This window comes from Nocardioides renjunii (assembly GCF_034661175.1).
Classification (GTDB): domain Bacteria; phylum Actinomycetota; class Actinomycetes; order Propionibacteriales; family Nocardioidaceae; genus Nocardioides; species Nocardioides renjunii.
In genome coordinates this window covers 3,322,121-3,342,526 of record NZ_CP141058.1, presented here as the reverse complement: position 1 = coordinate 3,342,526, position 20,406 = coordinate 3,322,121, and the positions used below count along the sequence as shown (strand labels likewise).

Annotated in this window: 23 protein-coding genes; 12 read left to right on the top strand and 11 right to left on the bottom strand. The window is 73.4% G+C overall.

What is annotated here, in order from left to right; all coding sequences use genetic code 11:
• Positions 1-40: 40 nt before the first annotated feature.
• Positions 41-448, top strand: a complete 408-nt coding sequence (locus SHK17_RS15970; protein WP_172265749.1) for a YccF domain-containing protein — start codon at positions 41-43, stop codon at positions 446-448.
• On the opposite strand, the gene SHK17_RS15965 is transcribed toward SHK17_RS15970, so the two are convergent.
• From SHK17_RS15965 to SHK17_RS15950, 4 genes are read right to left on the bottom strand one after another with little or no spacing between them, the layout of a single operon-like run.
• Positions 445-1,347 (bottom strand): pseudouridine-5'-phosphate glycosidase, encoded by a 903-nt coding sequence (locus SHK17_RS15965; protein ID WP_322422932.1) that lies wholly within the window; start codon positions 1,345-1,347, stop codon positions 445-447. The genes SHK17_RS15970 and SHK17_RS15965 overlap by 4 nt on opposite strands.
• On the bottom strand, positions 1,348-2,262 hold the full coding sequence (locus SHK17_RS15960) for a carbohydrate kinase family protein (protein WP_322422931.1): 915 nt from the start codon (positions 2,260-2,262) through the stop codon (positions 1,348-1,350).
• A 22-nt stretch (positions 2,263-2,284) separates the two neighbouring features.
• Entirely contained in the window at positions 2,285-3,490 is a 1,206-nt protein-coding gene (locus SHK17_RS15955; RefSeq protein WP_322919925.1) for an MFS transporter, read from the bottom strand.
• Positions 3,477-3,809: a DUF3054 domain-containing protein gene (locus SHK17_RS15950; protein WP_172265740.1), complete on the bottom strand. Its 333-nt coding sequence runs from the start codon at positions 3,807-3,809 to the stop codon at positions 3,477-3,479. Before SHK17_RS15950 ends, SHK17_RS15955 begins: the two co-directional genes overlap by 14 nt.
• A 37-nt stretch (positions 3,810-3,846) precedes the next feature.
• On the opposite strand from SHK17_RS15950, the gene SHK17_RS15945 reads away from it, so the two are divergent.
• A complete protein-coding gene (locus SHK17_RS15945; RefSeq protein WP_322919923.1) occupies positions 3,847-5,169 on the top strand; it encodes a cytochrome P450 in 1,323 nt (440 codons plus the stop codon).
• 27 nt (positions 5,170-5,196) lie between these two features.
• A complete protein-coding gene (locus tag SHK17_RS15940; protein WP_172265733.1) occupies positions 5,197-6,246 on the top strand; it encodes a family 43 glycosylhydrolase in 1,050 nt (349 codons plus the stop codon).
• A gap of 30 nt (positions 6,247-6,276) precedes the next feature.
• Here the strand turns inward: SHK17_RS15940 and SHK17_RS15935 are convergent, their stop codons facing one another.
• Positions 6,277-7,503: a hypothetical protein gene (locus SHK17_RS15935; RefSeq protein ID WP_322919922.1), complete on the bottom strand. Its 1,227-nt coding sequence runs from the start codon at positions 7,501-7,503 to the stop codon at positions 6,277-6,279.
• A gap of 227 nt (positions 7,504-7,730) precedes the next feature.
• Between SHK17_RS15935 and SHK17_RS15930 the strand changes: the two genes are divergently transcribed.
• The 6 genes from SHK17_RS15930 (at position 7,731) to SHK17_RS15905 (ending at position 12,908) form a co-directional block, all read left to right on the top strand.
• Complete coding sequence (locus SHK17_RS15930) at positions 7,731-8,735, top strand: hypothetical protein (protein ID WP_322919921.1); 1,005 nt, start codon at positions 7,731-7,733, stop codon at positions 8,733-8,735.
• An 89-nt stretch (positions 8,736-8,824) separates the two neighbouring features.
• On the top strand, positions 8,825-9,097 hold the full coding sequence (locus SHK17_RS15925) for a hypothetical protein (RefSeq protein WP_322422925.1): 273 nt from the start codon (positions 8,825-8,827) through the stop codon (positions 9,095-9,097).
• Between the two features lie 2 nt (positions 9,098-9,099).
• On the top strand, positions 9,100-9,876 hold the full coding sequence (locus SHK17_RS15920; protein WP_322919919.1) for a M15 family metallopeptidase: 777 nt from the start codon (positions 9,100-9,102) through the stop codon (positions 9,874-9,876).
• A 9-nt stretch (positions 9,877-9,885) separates the two neighbouring features.
• Positions 9,886-10,788, top strand: coding sequence for an N-acetyl-1-D-myo-inositol-2-amino-2-deoxy-alpha-D-glucopyranoside deacetylase (gene mshB, locus SHK17_RS15915; protein ID WP_322919918.1), 903 nt, complete (start codon positions 9,886-9,888; stop codon positions 10,786-10,788).
• Positions 10,785-11,147, top strand: coding sequence for a hypothetical protein (locus SHK17_RS15910; protein ID WP_172265715.1), 363 nt, complete (start codon positions 10,785-10,787; stop codon positions 11,145-11,147). Before mshB ends, SHK17_RS15910 begins: the two co-directional genes overlap by 4 nt.
• A gap of 9 nt (positions 11,148-11,156) precedes the next feature.
• Positions 11,157-12,908 carry a VanW family protein gene (locus SHK17_RS15905; protein ID WP_322919916.1) on the top strand — a complete coding sequence of 584 codons (1,752 nt, stop codon included), beginning with the start codon at positions 11,157-11,159 and terminating at the stop codon, positions 12,906-12,908.
• Between the two features lie 20 nt (positions 12,909-12,928).
• Here SHK17_RS15905 and SHK17_RS15900 read toward each other — a convergent pair whose 3' ends face one another.
• Positions 12,929-13,861 (bottom strand): GNAT family N-acetyltransferase, encoded by a 933-nt coding sequence (locus SHK17_RS15900; protein WP_322919914.1) that lies wholly within the window; start codon positions 13,859-13,861, stop codon positions 12,929-12,931.
• A gap of 74 nt (positions 13,862-13,935) precedes the next feature.
• Here SHK17_RS15900 and fdxA point away from each other — a divergent pair, with 74 nt between their 5' ends.
• Together fdxA and dapC are read left to right on the top strand one after the other, a co-directional pair.
• Entirely contained in the window at positions 13,936-14,262 is a 327-nt protein-coding gene (gene fdxA, locus SHK17_RS15895) for a ferredoxin (protein ID WP_056604759.1), read from the top strand.
• Positions 14,259-15,377 carry a succinyldiaminopimelate transaminase gene (gene dapC, locus SHK17_RS15890; RefSeq protein ID WP_322919913.1) on the top strand — a complete coding sequence of 373 codons (1,119 nt, stop codon included), beginning with the start codon at positions 14,259-14,261 and terminating at the stop codon, positions 15,375-15,377. The genes fdxA and dapC overlap by 4 nt, the downstream gene beginning before the upstream one ends.
• An 18-nt stretch (positions 15,378-15,395) precedes the next feature.
• Here dapC and SHK17_RS15885 read toward each other — a convergent pair whose 3' ends face one another.
• The 5 genes from SHK17_RS15885 to SHK17_RS15865 are packed head-to-tail and all read right to left on the bottom strand — an operon-like array spanning position 15,396 to position 18,595.
• Positions 15,396-16,361, bottom strand: coding sequence for a hypothetical protein (locus tag SHK17_RS15885; RefSeq protein ID WP_322919911.1), 966 nt, complete (start codon positions 16,359-16,361; stop codon positions 15,396-15,398).
• Positions 16,362-16,363: 2 nt separating this feature from the next.
• Entirely contained in the window at positions 16,364-17,302 is a 939-nt protein-coding gene (gene dapD / locus SHK17_RS15880) for a 2,3,4,5-tetrahydropyridine-2,6-dicarboxylate N-succinyltransferase (RefSeq protein WP_322919909.1), read from the bottom strand.
• A 51-nt stretch (positions 17,303-17,353) separates the two neighbouring features.
• Entirely contained in the window at positions 17,354-17,899 is a 546-nt protein-coding gene (locus SHK17_RS15875; protein ID WP_322919908.1) for a DinB family protein, read from the bottom strand.
• A 49-nt stretch (positions 17,900-17,948) separates the two neighbouring features.
• Positions 17,949-18,167: a helix-turn-helix transcriptional regulator gene (locus SHK17_RS15870; RefSeq protein ID WP_172265698.1), complete on the bottom strand. Its 219-nt coding sequence runs from the start codon at positions 18,165-18,167 to the stop codon at positions 17,949-17,951.
• A complete protein-coding gene (locus SHK17_RS15865; protein WP_322919906.1) occupies positions 18,167-18,595 on the bottom strand; it encodes a hypothetical protein in 429 nt (142 codons plus the stop codon). The genes SHK17_RS15870 and SHK17_RS15865 overlap by 1 nt, the downstream gene beginning before the upstream one ends.
• 539 nt (positions 18,596-19,134) lie before the next feature.
• Between SHK17_RS15865 and SHK17_RS15860 the strand changes: the two genes are divergently transcribed.
• On the top strand, positions 19,135-20,034 hold the full coding sequence (locus tag SHK17_RS15860; protein WP_322919905.1) for a hypothetical protein: 900 nt from the start codon (positions 19,135-19,137) through the stop codon (positions 20,032-20,034).
• Positions 20,035-20,406: the final 372 nt, after the last annotated feature.

Below are 20,406 nucleotides of genomic sequence, written 5' to 3'. Positions count from 1 at the left end.
GAGCCGGCCACTGCGCGCCCCGGTCTGGTTTGATCAGGTGGTGCGCCTGGTGCTGAACGTCGTGTGGCTCGTCCTCGGCGGCTTCTGGCTGTTCCTCGGCTACGTCCTGGCGGGCGTGCTGCTGTGCATCCCGATCATCACGATCCCGTGGGCGGTGGCGTCCTTCCGGATCGCGGGCTACGCCCTGTGGCCCTTCGGCCGCACGATCGTCGCGAAGCCGTCGGCCGGCGTCGGCTCCTTCCTCGGCAACGTGATCTGGTTCGTCCTCGCCGGCTGGTGGCTGGCGATCGCCCACGTCGTGTCCGCCGTCGCGCTGGCGATCACGATCATCGGCATCCCGCTCGCCCTCGCAGACCTGAAGCTGATCCCCATCTCGCTCGCACCGCTGGGCAAGGACATCGTGCCGACCCGCCGTGGCGACTTCGACGGCGCCGGCACCCGGCCCTAGCGGGCGGCGTGCTCCCGCGCGATCGCGGCGCCGAGCCGCGCGTTGTGCTCGACGAGCGCGATGTTGGCGACCAGCGAGGCGCCATCGGTGATCTCGACGATGCGACCCAGCAGGTAGGGCGTGGCGTCCTTGCCGCGGATGCCCCGGGCGTCCATGTCGGCGAGCGCGCGGTCGATGATCGCGCCGATCTCGTCGGCCGGGATCTCCGCCTCGGCGGGGATGGGGTTGGCGACGACCACGCCGCCGGCCAGTCCCAGCTCCCACTTCGCGGCCATGAGGGCGGCGACCTCGGCGGGGGAGTCGAGCCTCATGGGGGCGCCGAACCCCGAGGAGCGCGAGTAGAACGACGGGAACTCGTCGGTGCCGTAGCCGACCACCGGGACGCCCAGCGTCTCGAGCTTCTCGAGCGTGAGGCCGATGTCGAGGATGCTCTTCACGCCGGCGCAGACGACCGCGACGGAGGTGGTCGAGAGCTCGGTGAGGTCGGCGGAGACGTCGTACGTCGTCGCGGCGCCGCGGTGGACGCCGCCCAGCCCGCCGGTCACGAAGACGCCGATGCCGGCGAGGGCCGCCAGGCGCATCGTCGAGGCGACGGTCGTCGCGCCGTGCAGCCCGCGGGCGACGACGTAGGGCAGGTCGCGGAGGGAGACCTTGAGGACCGAGTCGTCCGAGGCGAGCAGCTCGAGGTCGTCGGCGGACAGGCCGATCGTGGGCCGGCCGTGCAGCACGGCGATCGTGGCCGGGACGGCCCCGCCGTCGCGGACGATGCCCTCGACGGTGCGCGCCATCTCCACGTTCTGCGGGTAGGGCATGCCGTGGCTGATGATCGTGCTCTCCAGAGCGACGACGGGCTGCCCGGACGCGAGCGCGTCGCGGACCTCGTCGGTGACGGTCAGCATTCAGGACCCCTTCTCGGATGCGTGGTGACGGACGGTCCCGATGGCGTCGGCCAGGTCGGGACGGACGGTGTGCGGGCTCTCGACGGTGGCCGCGGCGGCCAGGTGGCCCACCCGGGCCGCGGCGACGGGGTCGTCGCCCCGCAGCCAGGCCGCGACCCACGCGGCGAGCATGGCGTCGCCCGCGCCGGTCACGTCGACGACGGACGCCGGCGCGGCCGGCAGGTGCACCGGTTCCCCGCCGCGCGTGCACATCCACGAGCCGGCCGCCCCGTCGCGCAGCCACACGTGCTCGACCCCGCGCCGGTGCAGGTCGTCGACGGAGTCGCGCCACGCGTCCGCGGGGCGACCGGTGAGGGCTGCCAGCTCGTCGGCGTTCGGGGTGACGAGGAACAGGTCGTGCACGAGGTCCGCGAGCCGGCCGGCCTTCGCGACCGAGACCGGCTCGAACGCGAGCGGCACCCCGGCCTCCGCGGCCGCGGCGACGACGCGGGTGGCCTGCGGCAGCGCGAGGTTGCCGTCGAGGACGACCAGCGCGGCGTCGGCGAGGTGGACGGTGTCGAGCTCGAGCGCGTCGACGGTCGCCATGTCGGACACCGCCGCCACCAGCTCGCCGCGGTCGTCGAGGACCGCGGTGTAGGTGCCGGTCGCGCCCGGCACTCGTCGTACGGCGCCCACGTCGGCGCCGCAGGCGGCGGTCACCCGCAGCGCCTCCTCACCGAACGCGTCGTCGCCGACGGCCGACACCAGGCGCACCGGGGCCCCGAGCAGGCCGAGGCAGGCGGCGATGTTGCGGCCCACGCCGCCGGGGGAGATGCGCGTGCGGCCCGGGTTGCTGGTCGCCGGCACGAGCGGGGCCGAGGTGCGCGCGACGACGTCCATGTTGGTGCCGCCGACGACCACCACCCACTGCTTCACGCCGCAGATCCTGACAGACCGCTCAGATCTCGTCGTCGACGTACGTCGGGCTGGCCACGCGCAGTCCCGCGAGGGTCAGCGGCACCGACGTCAGCGCCAGCAGCACGATCACGAGCTGCCAGTCCCCGGTGGCCTCGTGGATGAGTCCCACGACGAACGGCCCGATCGCCGCGAGGGCGTAGCCGATGGGCTGCACGAAGCCGGACAGCTGCGCGGTCACGGACGGGTGCCGGGTGCGGGCGGTGATAAGCGCGATCGCGGTCGGGAACGCCAGTCCCGACAGGCCGAGCAGGAGGGCCCACAGCCACGGGACGGTGGCCGGGGCGACCAGCAGCCCGGCGTAGCCGAGCGCGAGCATCACGCCGAAGGCGATCATCAGGGCGTGCAGGCCGCGGCTGCGCGCGATGATGGTCGGCATCACCAGCGCGCCGGCGATCCCGACGCTCGAGAGCAGCGCCTGCAGGGCGCCCGCGGACGACGCGGAGATGCCGGCGTCGCGGTAGATCTGGGGCAGCCAGCCGAACTGGACGTAGGCGTGCATCGACTGCACGCCGAACAGGACGGTGAGCGCGACGGCCGTCGGCGAGTGCGCGATCCGACCGCTCGGCGCGGCCTCCCCACTGACGTCGTGCTCGGCGGGGGAGCGTCGCTCACGCAGTGCCAGCCAGCCCCAGAGCGGCAGGGCCAGCGCCACCATGAGCCCCCACATGCCGAGCCCGGTCTTCCACGAGCCGGACGCCTCGGTGACGGGCGCGGTGACGAGCGAGCCCACCGTGCCGCCCACGACGAGGCCGGTGCCGTAGACGGTCATCAGCACGACCGCGTGGCCGTGGGCCTTGATCCAGGCCGGGACGAGCACGTTGCCGACGGCCATGCCCGCGAGCGCGACCAGGGTGAAGAGGAGGAAGACCGGTACGTCGTCGGTGGCGACCCGCAGCAGCAGCCCGACCGTGGCGGCGGTGAGCCCGATCGCGATCGCGGCCGTCATCCCGACCCGCCGCGCGAAGCCCACGGCGAGCGCGCCGACCAGGCCGAAGCAGAGGCCCGGCAGCCCGGTCATCGCGCCGGCGACGCCGGCGCTCATGCCCAGGCCCTCGCGCACCTCCTCCAGCACGGGGCCGGGCGAGGAGGCACCCGGGCGCAGGTTGACCGAGACGAGGACGACGGCGACGAGGAGGATGCCGAAGGGGACTGCGGAGCTGCGGGGTCGGGCATCAGCGTCGGGCACGTGCACCGACTCTAGGCAGCACGAGCAGGGCGCCGAGGACGAGGGTCGCCACGACGACGAACGCCGTGGCGGTGCCCTGGCCGCTCGCCTGGCGCAGCAGCATCCCGACCACCAGCGCCCCGAGCCACACCACGACGCCCGAGGTCGGTGCCGCCGGCGGCCGTCGCGCCACCGTCAGCGCCGCCCAGGCGACGAGCGTCCCGACGAGGAACGGCCACGCGGTGGTCCACCAGCCGCCGGCCGTCAGCGTGCCGTAGTGGCTGAGCCGACCGACCACCGCGAAGACGCCGACGAGCAGGAGGTCGACCACGAGCCACATGTGCCCACCCTAGAGAGGTCCGGACTACCCTCCGTCCATGACCTCGATAGCCGACCTGCAGGTCGCCCACGAGGTCAGGTCGGGCGTCCACTGGGGAGTGGCGCACGGGCTGCCGACGGTGTTCCTGCGTCGCGCCGCCGACCGCGGCGACCTGCAGGCCCGCCTCATCCGGGTCGGCTCGCGCGGCAGCGACGAGGTCTTCGACCTCGTCGAGGAGATCCGCACGCACGGACCGGTCTACCGCTCGCGCATCGGCTTCGTCACGACCAGCCACGCCGCGGTGCGCCACGTGCTCACCAGCGACGACTTCCGCACCGGCCTGCCGACGAGCAGCGGGACGCTCGGCCGGGTCGCGCGCTGGTCCGCGCCGACGACGCTGCACCCCGTCGAGCCGCCGTCGCTGCTCGTCACCGAGCCGCCCGACCACACGCGCTACCGCCGCCTGGTGACCCGCGTGTTCACCATGCGCGCGGTGGAGCGGCTGCGCGAGCGCACCGAGGAGATCGCCGCCGACCTGCTCGACGCGCTCGAGCCGCGCGCGACGGGCGTCGTCGATCTCGTGGAGACCTACTGCGCCGTCCTGCCGGTCACCGTCATCGCCGAGATCCTGGGGGTTCCCGAGGCGGAGCGCGGCCAGGTGCTCGAGTTCGGCTCCGCCGCCGCGCCCAGCCTCGACCTCGGCCTCGGGTTCCGCCGCTACCGCTCGGTCACGCGCGCGCTGGCGCAGTTCGACGCGTGGCTCGGCCAGCACCTCGAGCGGCTGCGCCGCACCCCGGGCGACGACCTGCTGAGCGAGCTCGTCGCCGCGCGCGCCGACGGGAAGGGACTGGACGAGTCAGAGCTCAAGGCGACCGCCGGCCTCGTGCTGGCGGCGGGGTTCGAGACCACGGTCAACCTCCTCGGCAACGGCATCGCGCTGCTGCACGACCACCCCGACGAGCGCGCCCGCGTCGTCGCCGACCCGTCGTTGTGGACCAACGTCGTCGAGGAGGCGCTGCGCCTCGACCCGCCGGTCCTGCTGACCGGCCGGATGACGGTCCGCGACACCGAGCTCGCCGGAGAGCGGGTGCCAGCGCGGTCGATGGTCACCGCCATCCTCGGCGGGGCCAACCGCGATCCCGAGGTCTTCGCCGACCCGCTGCGCTTCGACGTGGCCCGCGCCAACGCCCGCGAGCACATCTCCTTCTCCGCCGGCCGGCACCACTGCCTCGGCGCCCAGCTGGCCCGGATGGAGGGCGAGGTCGGGCTGCGAGCGATCTGGGAGCGCTTCCCGGACCTGCGCCTCGAGCCCGGCGCCCGGCGTCGCGAGACCCGCATCCTGCGCGGCTTCGAGACGCTTCCCGTGACGTTGCGCCCCTGAGGGAGCCCGAGCAGGTACGGTCCCCCGGTGCCGATCCGGGGAGCAGTACGCCTGCTCGTGCTGCTGCTGACCGCCGTCACCCTCGCCGTCGCCGGGCCGGCGCTCGCCGAGGACGCGGTCCCGCGACCGGTGCTCGACGTCGACTTCCCCGACCCCGCGGTCGTCGCGACCCCCGGCGGGCTGGTGGCCTACGCCACCGGCGACCGGGTCCCGCACGCCTGGTCGAGGAGCGCGGACGGCCCGTGGCGCCGCGGCCCCAGCCTGCTGACCCACCGCCCGGACTGGTCGCGTGAGGGAGGCGTGTGGGCCGTCGACGTGGCTCGGGTCCGCGGCCGCTGGCTCCTCTACTACGCCACCCCCGTGCGCGGCATGGGCGAGCACGGGCGCTGCATCGGCGTCGCGCGGTCCGGCTCGGCCCGCGGGCCGTTCCGCCCGGTCGGGAGCGCGCCGCTCGTGTGCCCGTCGTACGCCGACACGCCGCCCGCGCAGGACCCGCTCCTGCCGCGCGACCCGACGCTCCCGCGCGCCGGCGTGATCGACCCCTCGCTGTTCCGCGACCCCGACGGGTCGACGTACCTGCTCTACAAGACCGACCGCATCCCCTCGACCATCCGGCTGGTGCAGCTGACCCGCGACGGCCAGTCGGTGCGCACCGGCGCGACGAGCGTGGAGGTGCTGCGCTCGGAGGGCGTGATCGAGAACCCGGTCCTGGCCGCGCGGCCGGAGGGCTACGTCATGCTCGCCTCGGAGGGCGACTGGACCCGGTGCAGCTACAGCACCCGCTGGCTGCGCTCGACGAGCCTGCTCGACTGGAGCCTCGCCGAGACCGGCGTGCTGCTCGACACCGCGACGACCGGGCTCTGTGGTCCCGGTGGCGCCGACCTGGTCGACGTGGCCGGCGGCGCGACCACCATGTTCCTGCACGGGTGGACGTGCCGGGGCACCGCGCTGCCCTGCGCGGGCACGGGCAAGTGGGACCACAAGCCGCGGATGCAGGGCCGGCGCGCGATGTACGGCGCGCGGGTCGAGTGGGTCGGCGGCCTGCCCTACGTCACCGAGTGGCACAGCCCGGGCTGACCCTCGCCGGCCTCGTCGGCCTCGTCGGGGTCAGTCGAAGAAGGACCGGTCCATCGATACGATGAAGCGGCGCCGCGGGTGCTCGGTGACCGACCACAGCCGGTCCGTCGAGGGCCAGTAGGACAGGTCCTCCGGTCCCATCGGCAGCGCCCACCGGCGCTCGCGCATCGACCCCGGCCGCCCGGACCACACGGACCCGGGCATCCACGGTCCGTGGGAGACGGTGACGTGGTAGCGCCCCGACGCGATGACGGCGCCCTGCATCTGCCGCACGCCGCCCTCGTCGACGGCGATCGGGCGGGAGAACCCGTCGTCGCCCACGGCGAGCTGCCACGTCTCCGGGTCGAGGTGGTAGCGCGCCAGCCGGGTCGTGGCGTCGCGCTTGAGGGCGTACTCGCCCGCGAGCAGCGCCGGCGGGTCCGATCGCCGGTCCAGCGACATGAAGGAGTAGCGCAGCTTCTCGTGGCCCTCGTCGGCGTGCGCCTGGTAGGTGAAGCGCACCGGCAGGACGTAGCGGTGTCCGAAGGAGCGGAGGGCGGTGCCCTCGATGCCCAGCTCGTCGGGGTGGTCGTCGTCGCCGGCCACCCGCATGATGTCGTCGACGCGCGCGGTGACGAACCCGCGGCCGGTGGCGGCGACGTGCAGGTAGGGCCCGGCCCACACGATCCCGCCGGCGTGGATGCTCGTGGGTCGCAGGGTGAGGTTGCCGGCCTTGTCGAAGACCGGCGAGACCAGCAGGACGTGGCGGTACGTGCCGGAGTCGAGATCCACGAAGCTCACCCGCGACCCGCGCTTGATGCCGTCCTTGCCGGTCGAGTACCACGTCGTCACGACGACGCGGCGGCCGTCGATGTCGCCGGTGTCCGAGGCGTCGGCGCTCGTCGAGATGCCCTGCGGGTACCACTGCAGGTCGCGCTCGTCGTAGGCGTCCCAGCGCCACGCCTCCCGCACCGCCCGGCCGAGCAGCCTCGGCACGACCCGCGCCCGGCGGACGTCGTACTTCAGGTCGTCGAGGAGACCGGCCAGCCCCGGCGGCTCGCCGGTGATCGCCGTCAATGCGGCGATCTCCCGGACGTTCTCGTCGGTGCGCTGCAGGTGCACGCCTTGGACGTACGGCACCTCGGAGGCCGTCGGGCGTGCCTGCTGGTCGTCCGTCGTGTTGTCCGTCGGGTGGTCCGTCGGGTCCTCCGGCCCGTCGTTTGCCGGGTCCTCTGGGAGGTCTGCGGGCTCGGGCGGGGTGTCGCCTTCGGATCGCATGCCGCGACCCTAGCCAGCGGCGGTCTGCCCCTGGCCCTCCCTGCGGGTGTCCGTCGGGGTAGTCCCCATCAAACAGGTCGCCCGGGGGGCCTCCGAGCAGCCCGATTGATGGGGACTACCCCGGGAGAAGGACCGCCAGGCGTCCACAGGAGGCCGCCCCGCCCGCTCGTCCACAGCCGCGCACCGCGGGCGCAGCGGTGGCCAGCCTGCACGGCTGTGCTCGTCGCATGGACGAGCACCGGTGGTCCCCGCGTACGCCCCGCGCGACGGACCTCGTCCGCCCGCTCCGCGTCGATGTCCGCGGGGTGTCCGGCCCGACGAAGTCGCAGGCCCGGGGTCCAAGGTGGCGGCAGACGTCCGCCGGGATGTACGTCCCGGCCGACACCGACGGCTCTCACGTCGAGCAGCGCATCCTCGAGCAGGGCAGCCGCATCCGGATGCACGGAGCCGTCACGGGGTGGGCGGCCCTCCGCTGGCGGGGAGCGACGTTCTTCGACGGCACCGCAGCAGCCGACGAGCTGTTGCCGGTCCCCGTGGTGGTGGGCCACGGACTGCTCCGACCCGACCCGAGGATCTCGATCAGCTGGGAGCAGCTGCCGCCGGGCGAGCGCGAGCTGGTCGACGGCGTGTGGACCGCGGTGGCCGAACGAGCGCTCTTCGACGAGGTCCGCCGCCACCGCATCCTTCGGCAGGCGGTCGTCGACATCGAGATGGCCATCGCTGCTCGCGAGGTGAGCGCCGGCGGCTTCAGGGCGTACGTCGCCTCCCGCAACGCGTGGACCGGCGTCGGGCTGGCGCGGGACGTGGCCGCCGTGGCGGGACTCGGGTGCTGGAGTCCGCAGGAGGTGCGGATGGTCCTCGCGTGGATGTGGGACGCCGACCTGCCGCGTCCGCTGTGCAACAAGCCGGTGTTCGACCTCGACGGGAACCTCTTGGCCATCCCCGACCTGTTCGACGAGATGGGCTGCGCGGGGGAGTACCAGGGCGCCGACCACAAGGACGGCCAACGGCATCGCCAGGACGTCGCCCGGCACGAGCGGCTCCGCACGGCGGGCATCGAGGTCTTCGAGGTGGTGGGCGGCGACCTCCTCGACACGGACCTCGTGGTCACACGGATGCGAGCCGCCCGCGAGCGATGCCTGCTCCTGCCGCCGGATCGCCGACGGTGGACGCTCGAGAAGCCCGCGTGGTGGGAGCCGTGGGCCCGTACGCGCGGGCTCGAGTCGGTGTAGTCCCCATCATTCGGGTCGTCGGCGGGTGTCCGGCACGACCCGATTGATGGGGACTACCGGGTGGGAGGGGGTGATGGAGAATGGCCCCCGTGAGGGCCATCTTCTTCGACGAGGACGACGCACGGGCGGCCGTGGCGCGGCTGCGGGCCGACGGCTTCGAGGCTCAGCTGGAGCGCGAGCGGCTGGCGGGGGAGGACGACGACGAGGACCACCCCTGGGCCATCACCAGCGACGCACCGGGCTTCATGCTCGAGGTGCTCGTCGACACCCACGACGGGTGGCTCGACGAGGAGCCCGCCCCCGAGCAGCCGGTGGCGCCGCTCGACCTGCCTGACGCGCCCCGCCGCATCAAGCGGGCCTGACCGTGGGCCACCGCGCCGCCGGCATCGTCGTCGCGGTGGTCGTGACGGCGCTGATGGTGGGCTGCTCGGCCGGCGCCGACACCACCGCGCCGGCGCGGTCGGCGCCCGGCGAGCAGGCCGGCGAGCAGGCCGGCGAGCCGGCCGGTGGCGGCGCCCCTGCGGCCGACCCGGCGCCACTGCGGCAGCCCGACCCCTTCGACCTCACGCGCCACTCGATCGACGACCCCCGCAGCCCCTGGGTCGTGGTCAACCAGCGGCGCCCCCTGCGCCCGGCCACGCACCGGCCCGAGCTGGCGGTCGTCGAGGGCTACCTCGTCCACCCGCGCGTCGTACGTCCGCTCGCCGCGCTGCTCGGCGCCGGCCGTCGCGCCGGGCTGGACCTGCGCGTGATGAGTGCCTACCGGTCCCACGGACGCCAAGCTCAGCTGTACGCCGGCGCGGTGGCCGCCCGCGGGGCCGAGCGGGCCGCGCGGACCACGGCGCCCGCCGGCCACTCCGAGCACCAGACCGGCCTCGCCGTCGACCTGGGCCGGGCCTCGACGGGCGCGTGCAACGTCGAGGCGTGCTTCGCGAGGACGCGCGAGGCCCGCTGGCTGCGGCGCCACGCGCACCGGTTCGGCTTCGTCCTGCGCTACCCGGCCGGGGGTCAGCGGATGACCGGCTACGCCCACGAGAGCTGGCACTTCCGTCACGTCGGCCGGCCGCTCGCCACCCACCTGCGTCACGAGCGGATCCCGACGCTGGAGGAGGCGTTCGGCCTTGTCGGAGCCGGCTCCTAGTCTGGAGCCATGACCGACCACCGCATGCTGCTCGTCCACGCCCATCCCGACGACGAGTGCATCAACAACGGCGCCACGATGGCGCGCTACGTCGACGAGGGTGTCGGCGTCACCCTCGTCACCTGCACGGCCGGCGAGATGGGCGAGGTGCTGGTGCCCGAGCTGGCCCACCTCGCCTACGAGGAGAAGGGCGGGCTCGGTGAGCACCGCCGCGGCGAGCTCGACGAGGCGATGGAGGTCCTCGGCGTCACCGACCACCGCTTCCTCGGCGGCTTCGGCCGTTTCCACGACTCCGGCATGCAGTGGCACGAGGACGGCCACGCGATCCCGTCCGAGACGCTTCCCGACAACGCCTTCTGGACCGCCGACCTCAACGCGGCCGCCGACGAGCTCGTCAAGGTGGTGCGCGAGGTCCGCCCGCAGGTGCTGGTGACCTACGACCAGTTCGGCGGCTACGGCCACCCCGACCACATCCAGGCCCACCGCGTCGCGATGTACGCCGCCCAGCTGGCCGCGGCCCCGTCCTACAAGCTGGAGCTCGGCGAGCCCCACGACGTCGCGAAGATCTACTGGACCGCGATGAGCGAGTCGCGAATGCGCGAGAGCCTGCGCCAGCTGCGCGCGTCCGGTGACACCGAGACCTTCAAGGGGATGGAGCCCGACGGCAAGCTGCCGCCGTTCGTCACCCCCGACGAGCTGATCAGCGCGCGGGTCGACGGCCGCGCCACCGTGCAGCGCAAGATGGACGCCCTGGCCAAGCACGCCACCCAGGTGGAGCCCGACGGGTCGTTCTTCTCCGGCGCGGAGAGCGGCCACTCGTGGTGGGCCGAGGAGTTCTACCGCCTGGTCAAGGGCACCCCGGGACCCACCGGCGCCGACGGGTTCGAGGAGGACCTCTTCGCCGGTCTGTGACGACGCTGCTGGCCGCCCTGCGGGTGGCGGGCGCGCTGGTCGTCGGCGTCGTGTCGGGGGTGGCCGGGACCCTGCTCCACCAGCTCTGGTGGGGTCTGGCGCTCGCGCTGGTCGCCGCACTGGTGGCACTGGCCTGGCTGCCACCCGGAGAGACGCGGGTCGGCTTCGCGCTCGGGTGGTGCACACCCGTCCTGCGGGGTGCGCTCGAACGCCCGGCGGGCGGGTTCCTCGTCGGGGCAGACGCCGCGGGCTGGTCGTTCCTCGCCGGCTCGGCCGTCCTGCTCGTGGCCGCGCTGGCGACCGTCGGGTCGGGTCGCGCACGCGCCGACGATCCGGGGGATCCGGGGTCGGCCACCTAAACTCGCGGCGTGCCGAAGAACCCGAAGACCACCGACGGACCCCGCGACAAGGCGGGCGCCAAGGTCGTCGGCTGGCTGCTCCTCGGGCTCGTCGTCATCTTCGGCGGCCTCTACGTGGCGGCCCACTACGTCGCCGGCGACAAGGTCCCGCGCAACACCACCGTGTCCGGCGTACGCATCGGCGGGCACCCGCAGGACGAGGCGGCCGACCGGCTGCGCGCCGGGCTCGCCGACAAGGTCGACCGCGAGATCGCGACCACGATCGAGGGCGAGCAGGTCGCCGTCGTCCCGTCCGAGGCCGGTCTCGGCGTCGACTACGACGCGTCCGTCGCCGAGGCGGGCGGCGAGGAGAGCTGGGACCCGGTGAGGCTCTGGAACTACTTCACCGGCGGCGACGACTTCGAGGCGGAGGTGACCGTCGACGACGCCGCCTACAACGCCTACCGGGCCCGCCTCGACGAGCAGCACGGCACCCCGGCCCGCGACGGCGCCATCGCCTTCGACGGCGCCGAGATCAGCACGACCGAGGCCCGTACGGGCTCGGCGCTCGACCCGAGCGACACGTTGACCGCGCTGCGCGAGGCCTACCTCGACGACGCCCCCGGCACCGTCGCGCTCGAGATGGCGGAGGTGGTGCCCCAGGTCGACGCGAGCGACGTCCGGGAGGCGCTCGACGGCTTCGCCTCGCCCGCGGTGGCCGCCCCGGTGACGCTGCGGTTCGAGGGGTCCGACGTCAAGGTCTTCCCCGCGGACTACACCGCCGCGCTCAGCCTGGTGCCGACCGACGGCGAGCTCGTCCCGACGTTGGACGGCGCCGCGCTCAGCGAGGTCGTCGACGGCCTCGTCACTGCCGGCGCCCCGGTCGACGCGAGCGTCGCCCTGGTCGGCGGCCGGCCGCAGGTCGTCCCGGCCAGGCCCGGCGTCACGTTCGACCGGGCGCAGCTCGAGGCCGGCTTCCTCGACACCGTCGCCAAGCCGCAGGGCCAGCGCACGATGACGCTCGACGCCACCGCGGCGCAGCCCGACTTCACGACCAAGGACGCCCGGGACCTCCAGGTGCGCGAGCGGGTGTCCAGCTTCACCACCTACTTCCCCTACGCCGAGTACCGCAACATCAACATCGGCCGGGCCGCGGAGATCATCGACGGCACGCTCCTCAAGCCGGGCGAGACGTTCTCGCTCAACGACACGGTGGGGGAGCGCACCGAGGCCAACGGGTTCACCAAGGGCTACGTCATCAGCGACGGCATCCTCGTCCAGGACCTCGGCGGCGGCGTCTCGCAGATGGCCACCACCCTCTTCAACGCGATGTTCTTCGCCGGTCTCGAGGACGTCGAGCACAAGCCGCACTCGTTCTACATCGACCGCTACCCCGTCGGTCGGGAGGCCACGGTGGCCTGGGGTGCCGTCGACCTGCGCTTCAGGAACGACACCCCCTACGGCGTCCTCATCGACACCAACGTGACGCCGTCCACCCCGTCGTCCTCCGGCGTGGTCACCGCGACGATGTACTCCACCAAGTACTGGGACATCACCACCACGACCGGCGAGCGCTACAACATCACGCAGCCGGAGACGCGGCGGATCGACTCCCTCACCTGCCACCCCAACGAGGGCTACGGCGGCTTCGACATCGACGTCGTGCGCTACTTCGAGCCGGTCAACGGCAACACCGAGTCCCGCGAGGACGAGGTGTTCAGCACGACGTACACCCCGAGCGACACGGTGATCTGCACCAACCCCGACGCCGTCGACGAGTAGCCGGGCTGCTCCGACCAGGGTCAGCGCCCGACGAGGTAGCGGTTCGTGTGGTGCGTGACGAAGCCGTGGCGCGCGTAGAGCGCCAGCGCCGGCTCGTTGGCGACCTCGACGTGCAGCATCGCCGTCCGGGCGCCCTGCGAGGCGCCCCAGTCGAGCAGCTCGACCAGCACGCCGCTCGCGAGCCCGCGCCGCCTGTGGCCCTCGTCCACCGCCAGCCCCTCAACCAGCAGCCAGTCGTCCGACAGCACGCCGGTCCCGGTGGCACGACCTCCCGCCAGCCTGACGCTGACCCGGTCCGCGGTCTCGTCGAGCTCGGCGTCGGCCTCCGGCGCCACCGCCCGCAGTGACCTCAGCGCCTGCGCGACCGGCGCCAGCTGCGCGTGGGCATCGCCGTCCCCCATCGGTGTGAAGCCCAAGGTGGCGAGCTTCTGCTCCACCGCCGACCCGAGCTGCACCTGGATCAACGGCGTCTGCTCGAGGCCGTCGTAGAACCGCCGTACGCCCCATGCCGCGTCGACCCAGCCGAAGCCCGGCTCGTCCATGGCCAACGCCGAGTTGCCGCGGCGGCGCAGCCTCCCGCCGTGCGGAGGGGAGGCGCGCAGCAGCCACGACCCGAGCGGCTCCGTCGTCGTGGAGGCCCACAGGGCGGCGATCCGCTCCTCGCACTCGCGCGCGCCCACCCACGCCCGCACCGACGCGCGGGGCGGGACCGGCTTGCCGGTGACGACGTCGGCCAGCGCGACGACGACCGGGCCGGCGCCGGCGTGCGGGCCGTCGCGCTCGATCGTCAGCGTGCCCGCGCCCCACGCCGTACAGGTCCCGAGGACGTCGGTCGCGCGGCCGTCCGGGAGCAGGTGGCGGACCACGATCCGCTGCCCGACGACGTGCGGTCCGAGGGTGTGGCCACGCACGGCGGTCTCGGCTGCTGTCTCGCCTGCACGGGGTTCTGACATGTCCGGCACCCACCGGATACTAGAGTGGAGCGACACGCTCCCCATCCGTGCCCAGCCGTCTTCAGGAGGACCTGGTGACCTACGTCATCGCCCAGCCGTGCGTCGACCTCAAGGACCGCGCGTGCGTCGATGAGTGCCCCGTCGACTGCATCTACGAGGGCAAGCGGATGCTCTACATCCACCCCGACGAGTGCGTCGACTGCGGCGCCTGCGAGCCCGTGTGCCCGGTCGAGGCCATCTTCTACGAGGACGACACCCCGGAGGAGTGGAAGGGCTACTACGACGCCAACGTCCACTTCTTCGACGACCTCGGCTCGCCCGGCGGTGCCGCCAAGATGGGCGTCATCGACAAGGACCACGAGCTCGTCGCCGCGCTGCCCCCGCAGGAGCACGACGAGTGATCCCGTCCCAGGCGAGGGGGCCGGTCTCCGGCCGGCTCCCGGACTTCCCCTGGGACAAGCTCACGGCGCACGCCTCCACGGCTCGCGCGCACCCCGACGGGGTGTGCGACCTGTCCGTCGGCACGCCGGTCGACCCCACGCCCGAGGTGGTGCAGGCAGCGCTGCGGGCGGCCGCTGACTCGCCGGGCTACCCGACGACGATCGGCCTCGAGGCGACGCGCCGGGCGGCGGTGGACTGGCTGTCGCGACGCCACGGCGTCACCGGGCTCGGCCTCGACGGCGTGCTGCCGGTCACCGGGTCCAAGGAGCTCATCGCCTCGATGGCGGTCCAGCTCGGCATCGGCGCCGGCGACCTCGTCGGCTACCCCGCGCTGGCCTACCCGACGTACGAAGTGGGCGCGGCGCTGGCCGGTGCCGACAGCCTCGCCACCGACTCGCTGACCGCGTTCGGGCCGCGCACGCCGCGGCTGCTGTGGATCAACAGCCCGGCCAACCCGTCCGGCCGCGTCCTGCCGCTCGAGCACCTGCGCAAGGTCGTGGAGTGGTGCCGCGAGCGCGGCACCGTGCTGGTCTCCGACGAGTGCTACATCGAGTGCGCGTGGGAGGGCGACCAGCCGCTGTCGCTCCTCGACCCGCAGGTCAACGGCGGCTCGCTCGACGGGATCCTCGCCGTCCACTCGCTGTCGAAGCGGTCCAACCTCGCCGGCTACCGCTGCGCCTTCGTCGCCGGCGACCCGGCCCTGGTGGGCGAGCTGCTCGCGGTCCGCAAGAACCTCGGCCTGCAGATGCCCGGCCCGCAGCAGCGGGCGATGGCCGCGGCGCTCGACGACGACGAGCACGTGGCGGAGCAGCACGCCCGCTACGCCGCCCGGCGCCTGGTGCTCAAGGACGCGCTGCGGTCCGCGGGCTTGCGCATCGACCACTCCGAGGCGTCGCTCTACCTGTGGGCGACCCGCGACGAGGACTGCTGGAGCACGGTCGCCGACCTGGCCGGGAAGGGCGTCCTGGTCGCGCCCGGGGAGTTCTACGGAGCGGCCGGTCGCCGGCACGTCCGCGTCGCCTTCACCGCCACCGACGAGCGCGTGGCGGCCGCGGCCGCCCGGCTCACGGCCTGAGGTCGGAGCGCCGAGCCCTCAGTCGAAGACGTCGACGTGGACGTGGTCGCGGTGCTCGAGGATCGCCCGGTCGCCGCCCGATGACGACGGGACCCGGTAGTCGCGCCAGCCGTCGTCCGAGCGGTTCGCCTGCCAGATCCGGTCGTCGAAGATGATGGTGCGCACGTCGAGCCGGTGGGCGTTGGCCACGAGGTAGGTCGCCATCGCCCAGCCCCGCTTGCGGTTCTCCGCGGTCACCGGGCGGTGGAAGACGTCGACGGCGCGCCCTTCGTAGTGCGCGGAGCCCTCCATGTGCCCGCTCGACACCCCGCCGGGCTCGAAGCCGCCGAGCGACAGGGTGCCGAAGCGCGCCTCCAGGTCGCGGCGTACGGCGGCCGCGCGGGGCACCAGCCCCGTCTCGTCGAGCTCGTCGGTGGCCTCCTCGGCGTCGCCCGGCACGTCGCACCACATCGCCCGCGGCGAGTTGCCGGTGAGGGCCGAGGCGAGGGCGCGGCCGTCCTGCTCGTGGTCGGCGTACGCGTCGGGGTAGGCCGAGCGCTGCACCTCCTGGGCGGCGGCCGTGATCTGCATGCCCTCGTAGCCCTCGACCTGCGCGAGCGCGTCGTAGAAGGCGTTGGTGGCGTAGACCGGGTCGGTCAGCTGCGCCACGCTGCCCCAGCCCTGCGACGGACGCTGCTGGAACAAGCCGACGGAGTCGCGGTCGCCGTAGTCGATGTTGTAGAGCTTCGACTCCTGGTAGGCCGTCGCCAGCGCGATGCTCGCGGCCCGGGCGGGCATGCCGCGCTGGACCGAGATCGCCGTGATGAGGGCGGCGTTCTCGGCCTGCTCGAGGTCGACCTCCACGGTGTGGCCGTCCACCTCGGCGGTGCACCCGCTGGAGTCGAAGGGCGTGTCCACGCCGCTGCGGTCGACGAGCACCACGGCAGCGGCGACGGCGCCGAGGGCCACCACGGTGCCGACGGCCGCCGTGCGCAGGGAGGGCACGGCTAGTTGGCGTGCAGCGCCGCGTTGAGGGCGATGCCCTCGCCCTTCCACGGCACGGCCTCGATGGCGCCGCTGACCGAGTTGCGGCGGAACAGGATGTTGTCGACGCCCGAGAGGGTGGCCGCCTTCACGACCTGCGGCTTGCCGTCCATGTCGCTGACGGTCACCTTGGTGCCGGCGGTGACGTAGCAGCCGGCCTCGACCACGCAGTCGTCGCCCAAGGAGATGCCGATGCCCGCGTTGGCGCCGATCAGGCAGCGCTCGCCCACGGAGATGACCTCCTTGCCGCCACCGGACAGCGTGCCCATGATCGACGCGCCGCCACCGACGTCCGAGCCCTCGCCGACGACGACACCGGCGGAGATGCGGCCCTCGACCATCGAGGCGCCGAGCGTGCCGGCGTTGTAGTTCACGAAGCCCTCGTGCATGACGGTCGTGCCCTCGGCGAGGTGGGCGCCGAGGCGGACGCGGTCGGCGTCGGCGATGCGGACGCCGCCGGGGACGACGTAGTCGGTCATCCGCGGGAACTTGTCGATGCCGAAGACCTGCACGACGTGCCCGGGCACCACGGTGCGGAGCCGGGCGCGGACCTGCTCGAAGCCCTCGACCGCGCAGGGACCGGCGCTGGTCCACACGACGTTGGTCAGCAGGCCGAAGACACCGTCCATGCTCATCCCGTGCGGGCGCACGAGGCGGTGCGACAGCAGGTGCAGGCGCAGCCAGACGTCCTCCGTGGACGCGGGCGCCGCGTCGAGGTCGGCGATCTCGACCAACCGGACCTGACGGGTCACGCCGCGCATGTCGTCCTCGCCGCCGTCGAGGTGCGCGAGCTCCGCGGACGGCTCGCCCTCGGTCGCACCCAGCACGGGGGAGGGGAACCACGCGTCGAGGACGGTGTCGCCGTGGAGGGTCAGCAGGCCGTAGCCGGAAGCAGCAGTCACGCGGGCAAGCGTACGGAGGCCGCCCCACCGTGGGACGTCAGGTGCGGCGCCCTACTGGCCGGCGCGGCCGTCGATGCACTCGCGCACCAGGTCGGCGTGCCCGCAGTGGCGGGCGTACTCCTCGATCATGTGGACGACGATGTCGCGCACCTCGGTGGGCTCCCCGTGCACGTCCACGACGGTGGCGAGGTCGGTGCGCTCCAGCACCTCGCGCGCGTAGGCGATCTCCGACTGCCACAGCGCGTGGCTCACGCGCACCAGCTCGTCGTCGGCCTCGGGGAAGGTGAAGCCGGCGTCCTCGGCCTCGTCCTGGAAGAGGCGCGGGATGTCCATCCGGGCCTCGATCACCCGCCTGAACCAGCTCTGCTCCACCCGGGCCATGTGCCGCACCAGGCCGAGCAGCGAGATGTTGGACGGCGGCACGGCCCTCGTGGCGAGCTGCTCCGCGTCGAGCCCGTCGCACTTGAGGGCCAGCGTCTGCCGGTAGAACTCGAGGTAGCCGACGAGGCACTCGCGCTCACCGCGCGTCGGACCCATCTGCATCCGCGGGTCCTGGTCGGTCGGGAGCCACATGCCGTCGTATCCGGGGTGCGCCATGGGAGCAGCCAACCGTGGGCGACGAGCCCGCGCAAACGGGTTCCCGCGGTCAGTCACCGTCCGGCGCCACGAGGTCGCCGTCCGGCACGAAGACCTCGTCGACCGGGACGGCGAAGAGGCGGCTGATCCGGAAGGCGAGCGACAGTCGGGGGTCGAAGTGCCCCTTCTCGATCGAGATGACCGTCTGCCGTGACACCCCGAGCGCGTGGGCGCACTCGGCCTGCGAGAGCCCGGCGCCCTCCCGCAGCACCCGCAGCCGGTTGTCCATCAGCCCTCCCGACGCTGCAGCAGCACCAGGCGGACCGACATGTCGGCCAGGCCCAGCACCACGAAGAGCCACAGCGGCAGCGACGCGGTGTCGAGGACCGAGGCGGCGAACGTCGCGAGGCCCATCGCAATGATCGTGTCGTAGAAGGCGCCGCTGCTCGCCCGCGTCGTCCACTGCGACTCGATGGAGTCCTCGTCCTGCTCGGGGTGCTCGGTGCGGTCGAGCAGGATCGCCACCAGCGCGGCGACGAACGGCAGGGTGAGGGCCGCGAAGACCGCGAACGTGACGGTGTCGGGGGCGTCGTCACGCACGGCGGCCGCCACGGCTCCGACAGCCCCGGCCGCCACCAGGCCGGCGACACCCGCGATCACCCAGCGTGCCGTGGTGCCCGGGCCGGTGCTCTGGCCGGCGTGGTTGGTGAGGGGCATGGCGTCCTCCAGGTGGTGATGGTGTCTGACTTCTTTGACAGCGCCAGGCTCTCGTGACGACCGGGAGATGTCAAGTTTCTTTGACTTCGCGGTGCCGGCCATCGGGTAGTCCACGGGTGACGTGCTGCCCGCCTGGGTAGTCCAGTGGCGACATGCTGCCGCCGGGGTAGTCCAGTGGCGACGTGCGGACCGCCGGGGTAGTCCAGGGGCGACGTGCTGGCCGCCGGGGTAGTCCAGTGGCGACGTGCTGCCGCTGGACGCCTATGGCAGCGGTTCGCCACTGGACTACCCCGGCAGGGGCGACACCCAGGAGTACCTGTCGCGAGGACCGCCGCCGGGCCCGGCCGAGATCGCCCTGTGGATATCGGGCGCGGGGCGTCGAGCGACGGAAACATCGAGCCATGTTCGTGCCTCCGCCCTTCCACCCCGACCGGCCCGGGTTGGTGCTGCCCGTGCGTCACGATCCACGTGGGGAGGAGGGTCCGACTCCCGGTGAGGCCCGCGGACCGCGATGGCGTACGACGAGCCGTGGGTTCTTCGTGCCTGCCCACGTCGACCCGACTCCGCGGCAGCGGATGGTCGAGGCGAGCGTCGTCCTCCGCGAGGGCGAGGCAGTCACGGGCTGGGCCGCCCTGAACTGGCTCGGCGGCGCGTGGTTCACCGGTTCGGCGGACGGAGTGGTTGCGCGCGACGTGCCGCTCGCTGCCAGAAGGCACCCGCTGGCCCAGGCCGGCTTCGGCGTCAGCCAGGAGTTCGTCTCGCCGTCCGAGGTCGTGATCCAGGACGGGCTCCCGGTCACCCGGGCACTGCGGTCCCTGGTCTTCGAGATGCGGTACGCCCCCACGCTCGGTGACGCCGTGGTCGCTCTCGACATGGCCTGCTACTCGGACCTCGTCAGCCTCGCGCAGGTGGCGGCGTACGTCGCCGCGCTCGGGCCGGTCACCGGGGTCCAGCAGGCGCGCGACGCCGTGGCCGAGGGCGAGGAGAACTCGTGGTCTCCACAGGAGACCCGGATGCGGGGCGTGTGGACGAAGCGCGCCGGCCTGCCCCGGCCGAGGTGCAACGTCCCCGTCTTCACCCTGGACGGACGCCACGTGGGCACGCCGGACCTCCTCGGTCCGGAGCTGGGCCTGGTCGGGCAGTACCACGGCAGCGCCCACCTGAGCCTGGCCGGCGCGGCGAGCGACATCCGCAAGGATGCGGCGTTCCGCGACCTGGGCCTCGAGACAGTCGCCATGGTCGCCAGCGACTGGGCCGACGTCGACGGGTTCGTCGCCCGGCTGCGGGCCGCGGCGGACCGGGCTCGCGCCAGCACCGCCGTACGCGGCTGGACGATCGATGCGCCGGCGTGGTGGACCCCTACGGACACGGTCGTCCGACGCCGCGCCCTCGACGAGGCGCAGAGGCAGCGCTACCTCGACTACCGCCGGGCCGCCTGACGCCGCACGGCGCAGGGTGACGCCGGCCTCGGCCCGCACGTCGGGGTAGTCCAGTGTCGCGACGTTCCCGCGGGGCGCCTCTGACGACCGCTCGCCACTGGACTACCTGACCGGACGGCTTACCACTGGACTACCCAGGGGACGACGGCTCGCCACTGGACTACCGAGGGCCGGACAACGGATTGGCGCGGCCCGACGCCCGCGCCGTACGATCGCACCAGGCGTCTGAGCCGTCATCAGCGGCGAGCCTCGGGAAGAACGGGTACGGCGATCCGGCCGCCACCTCACTAGAACCCGACGGGTACGGCCCGACACAGCCGAACGAAGCGGTCGCCCGGTCCCCGGGCGGCAAGCGAGGTGGTACCGCGGTCA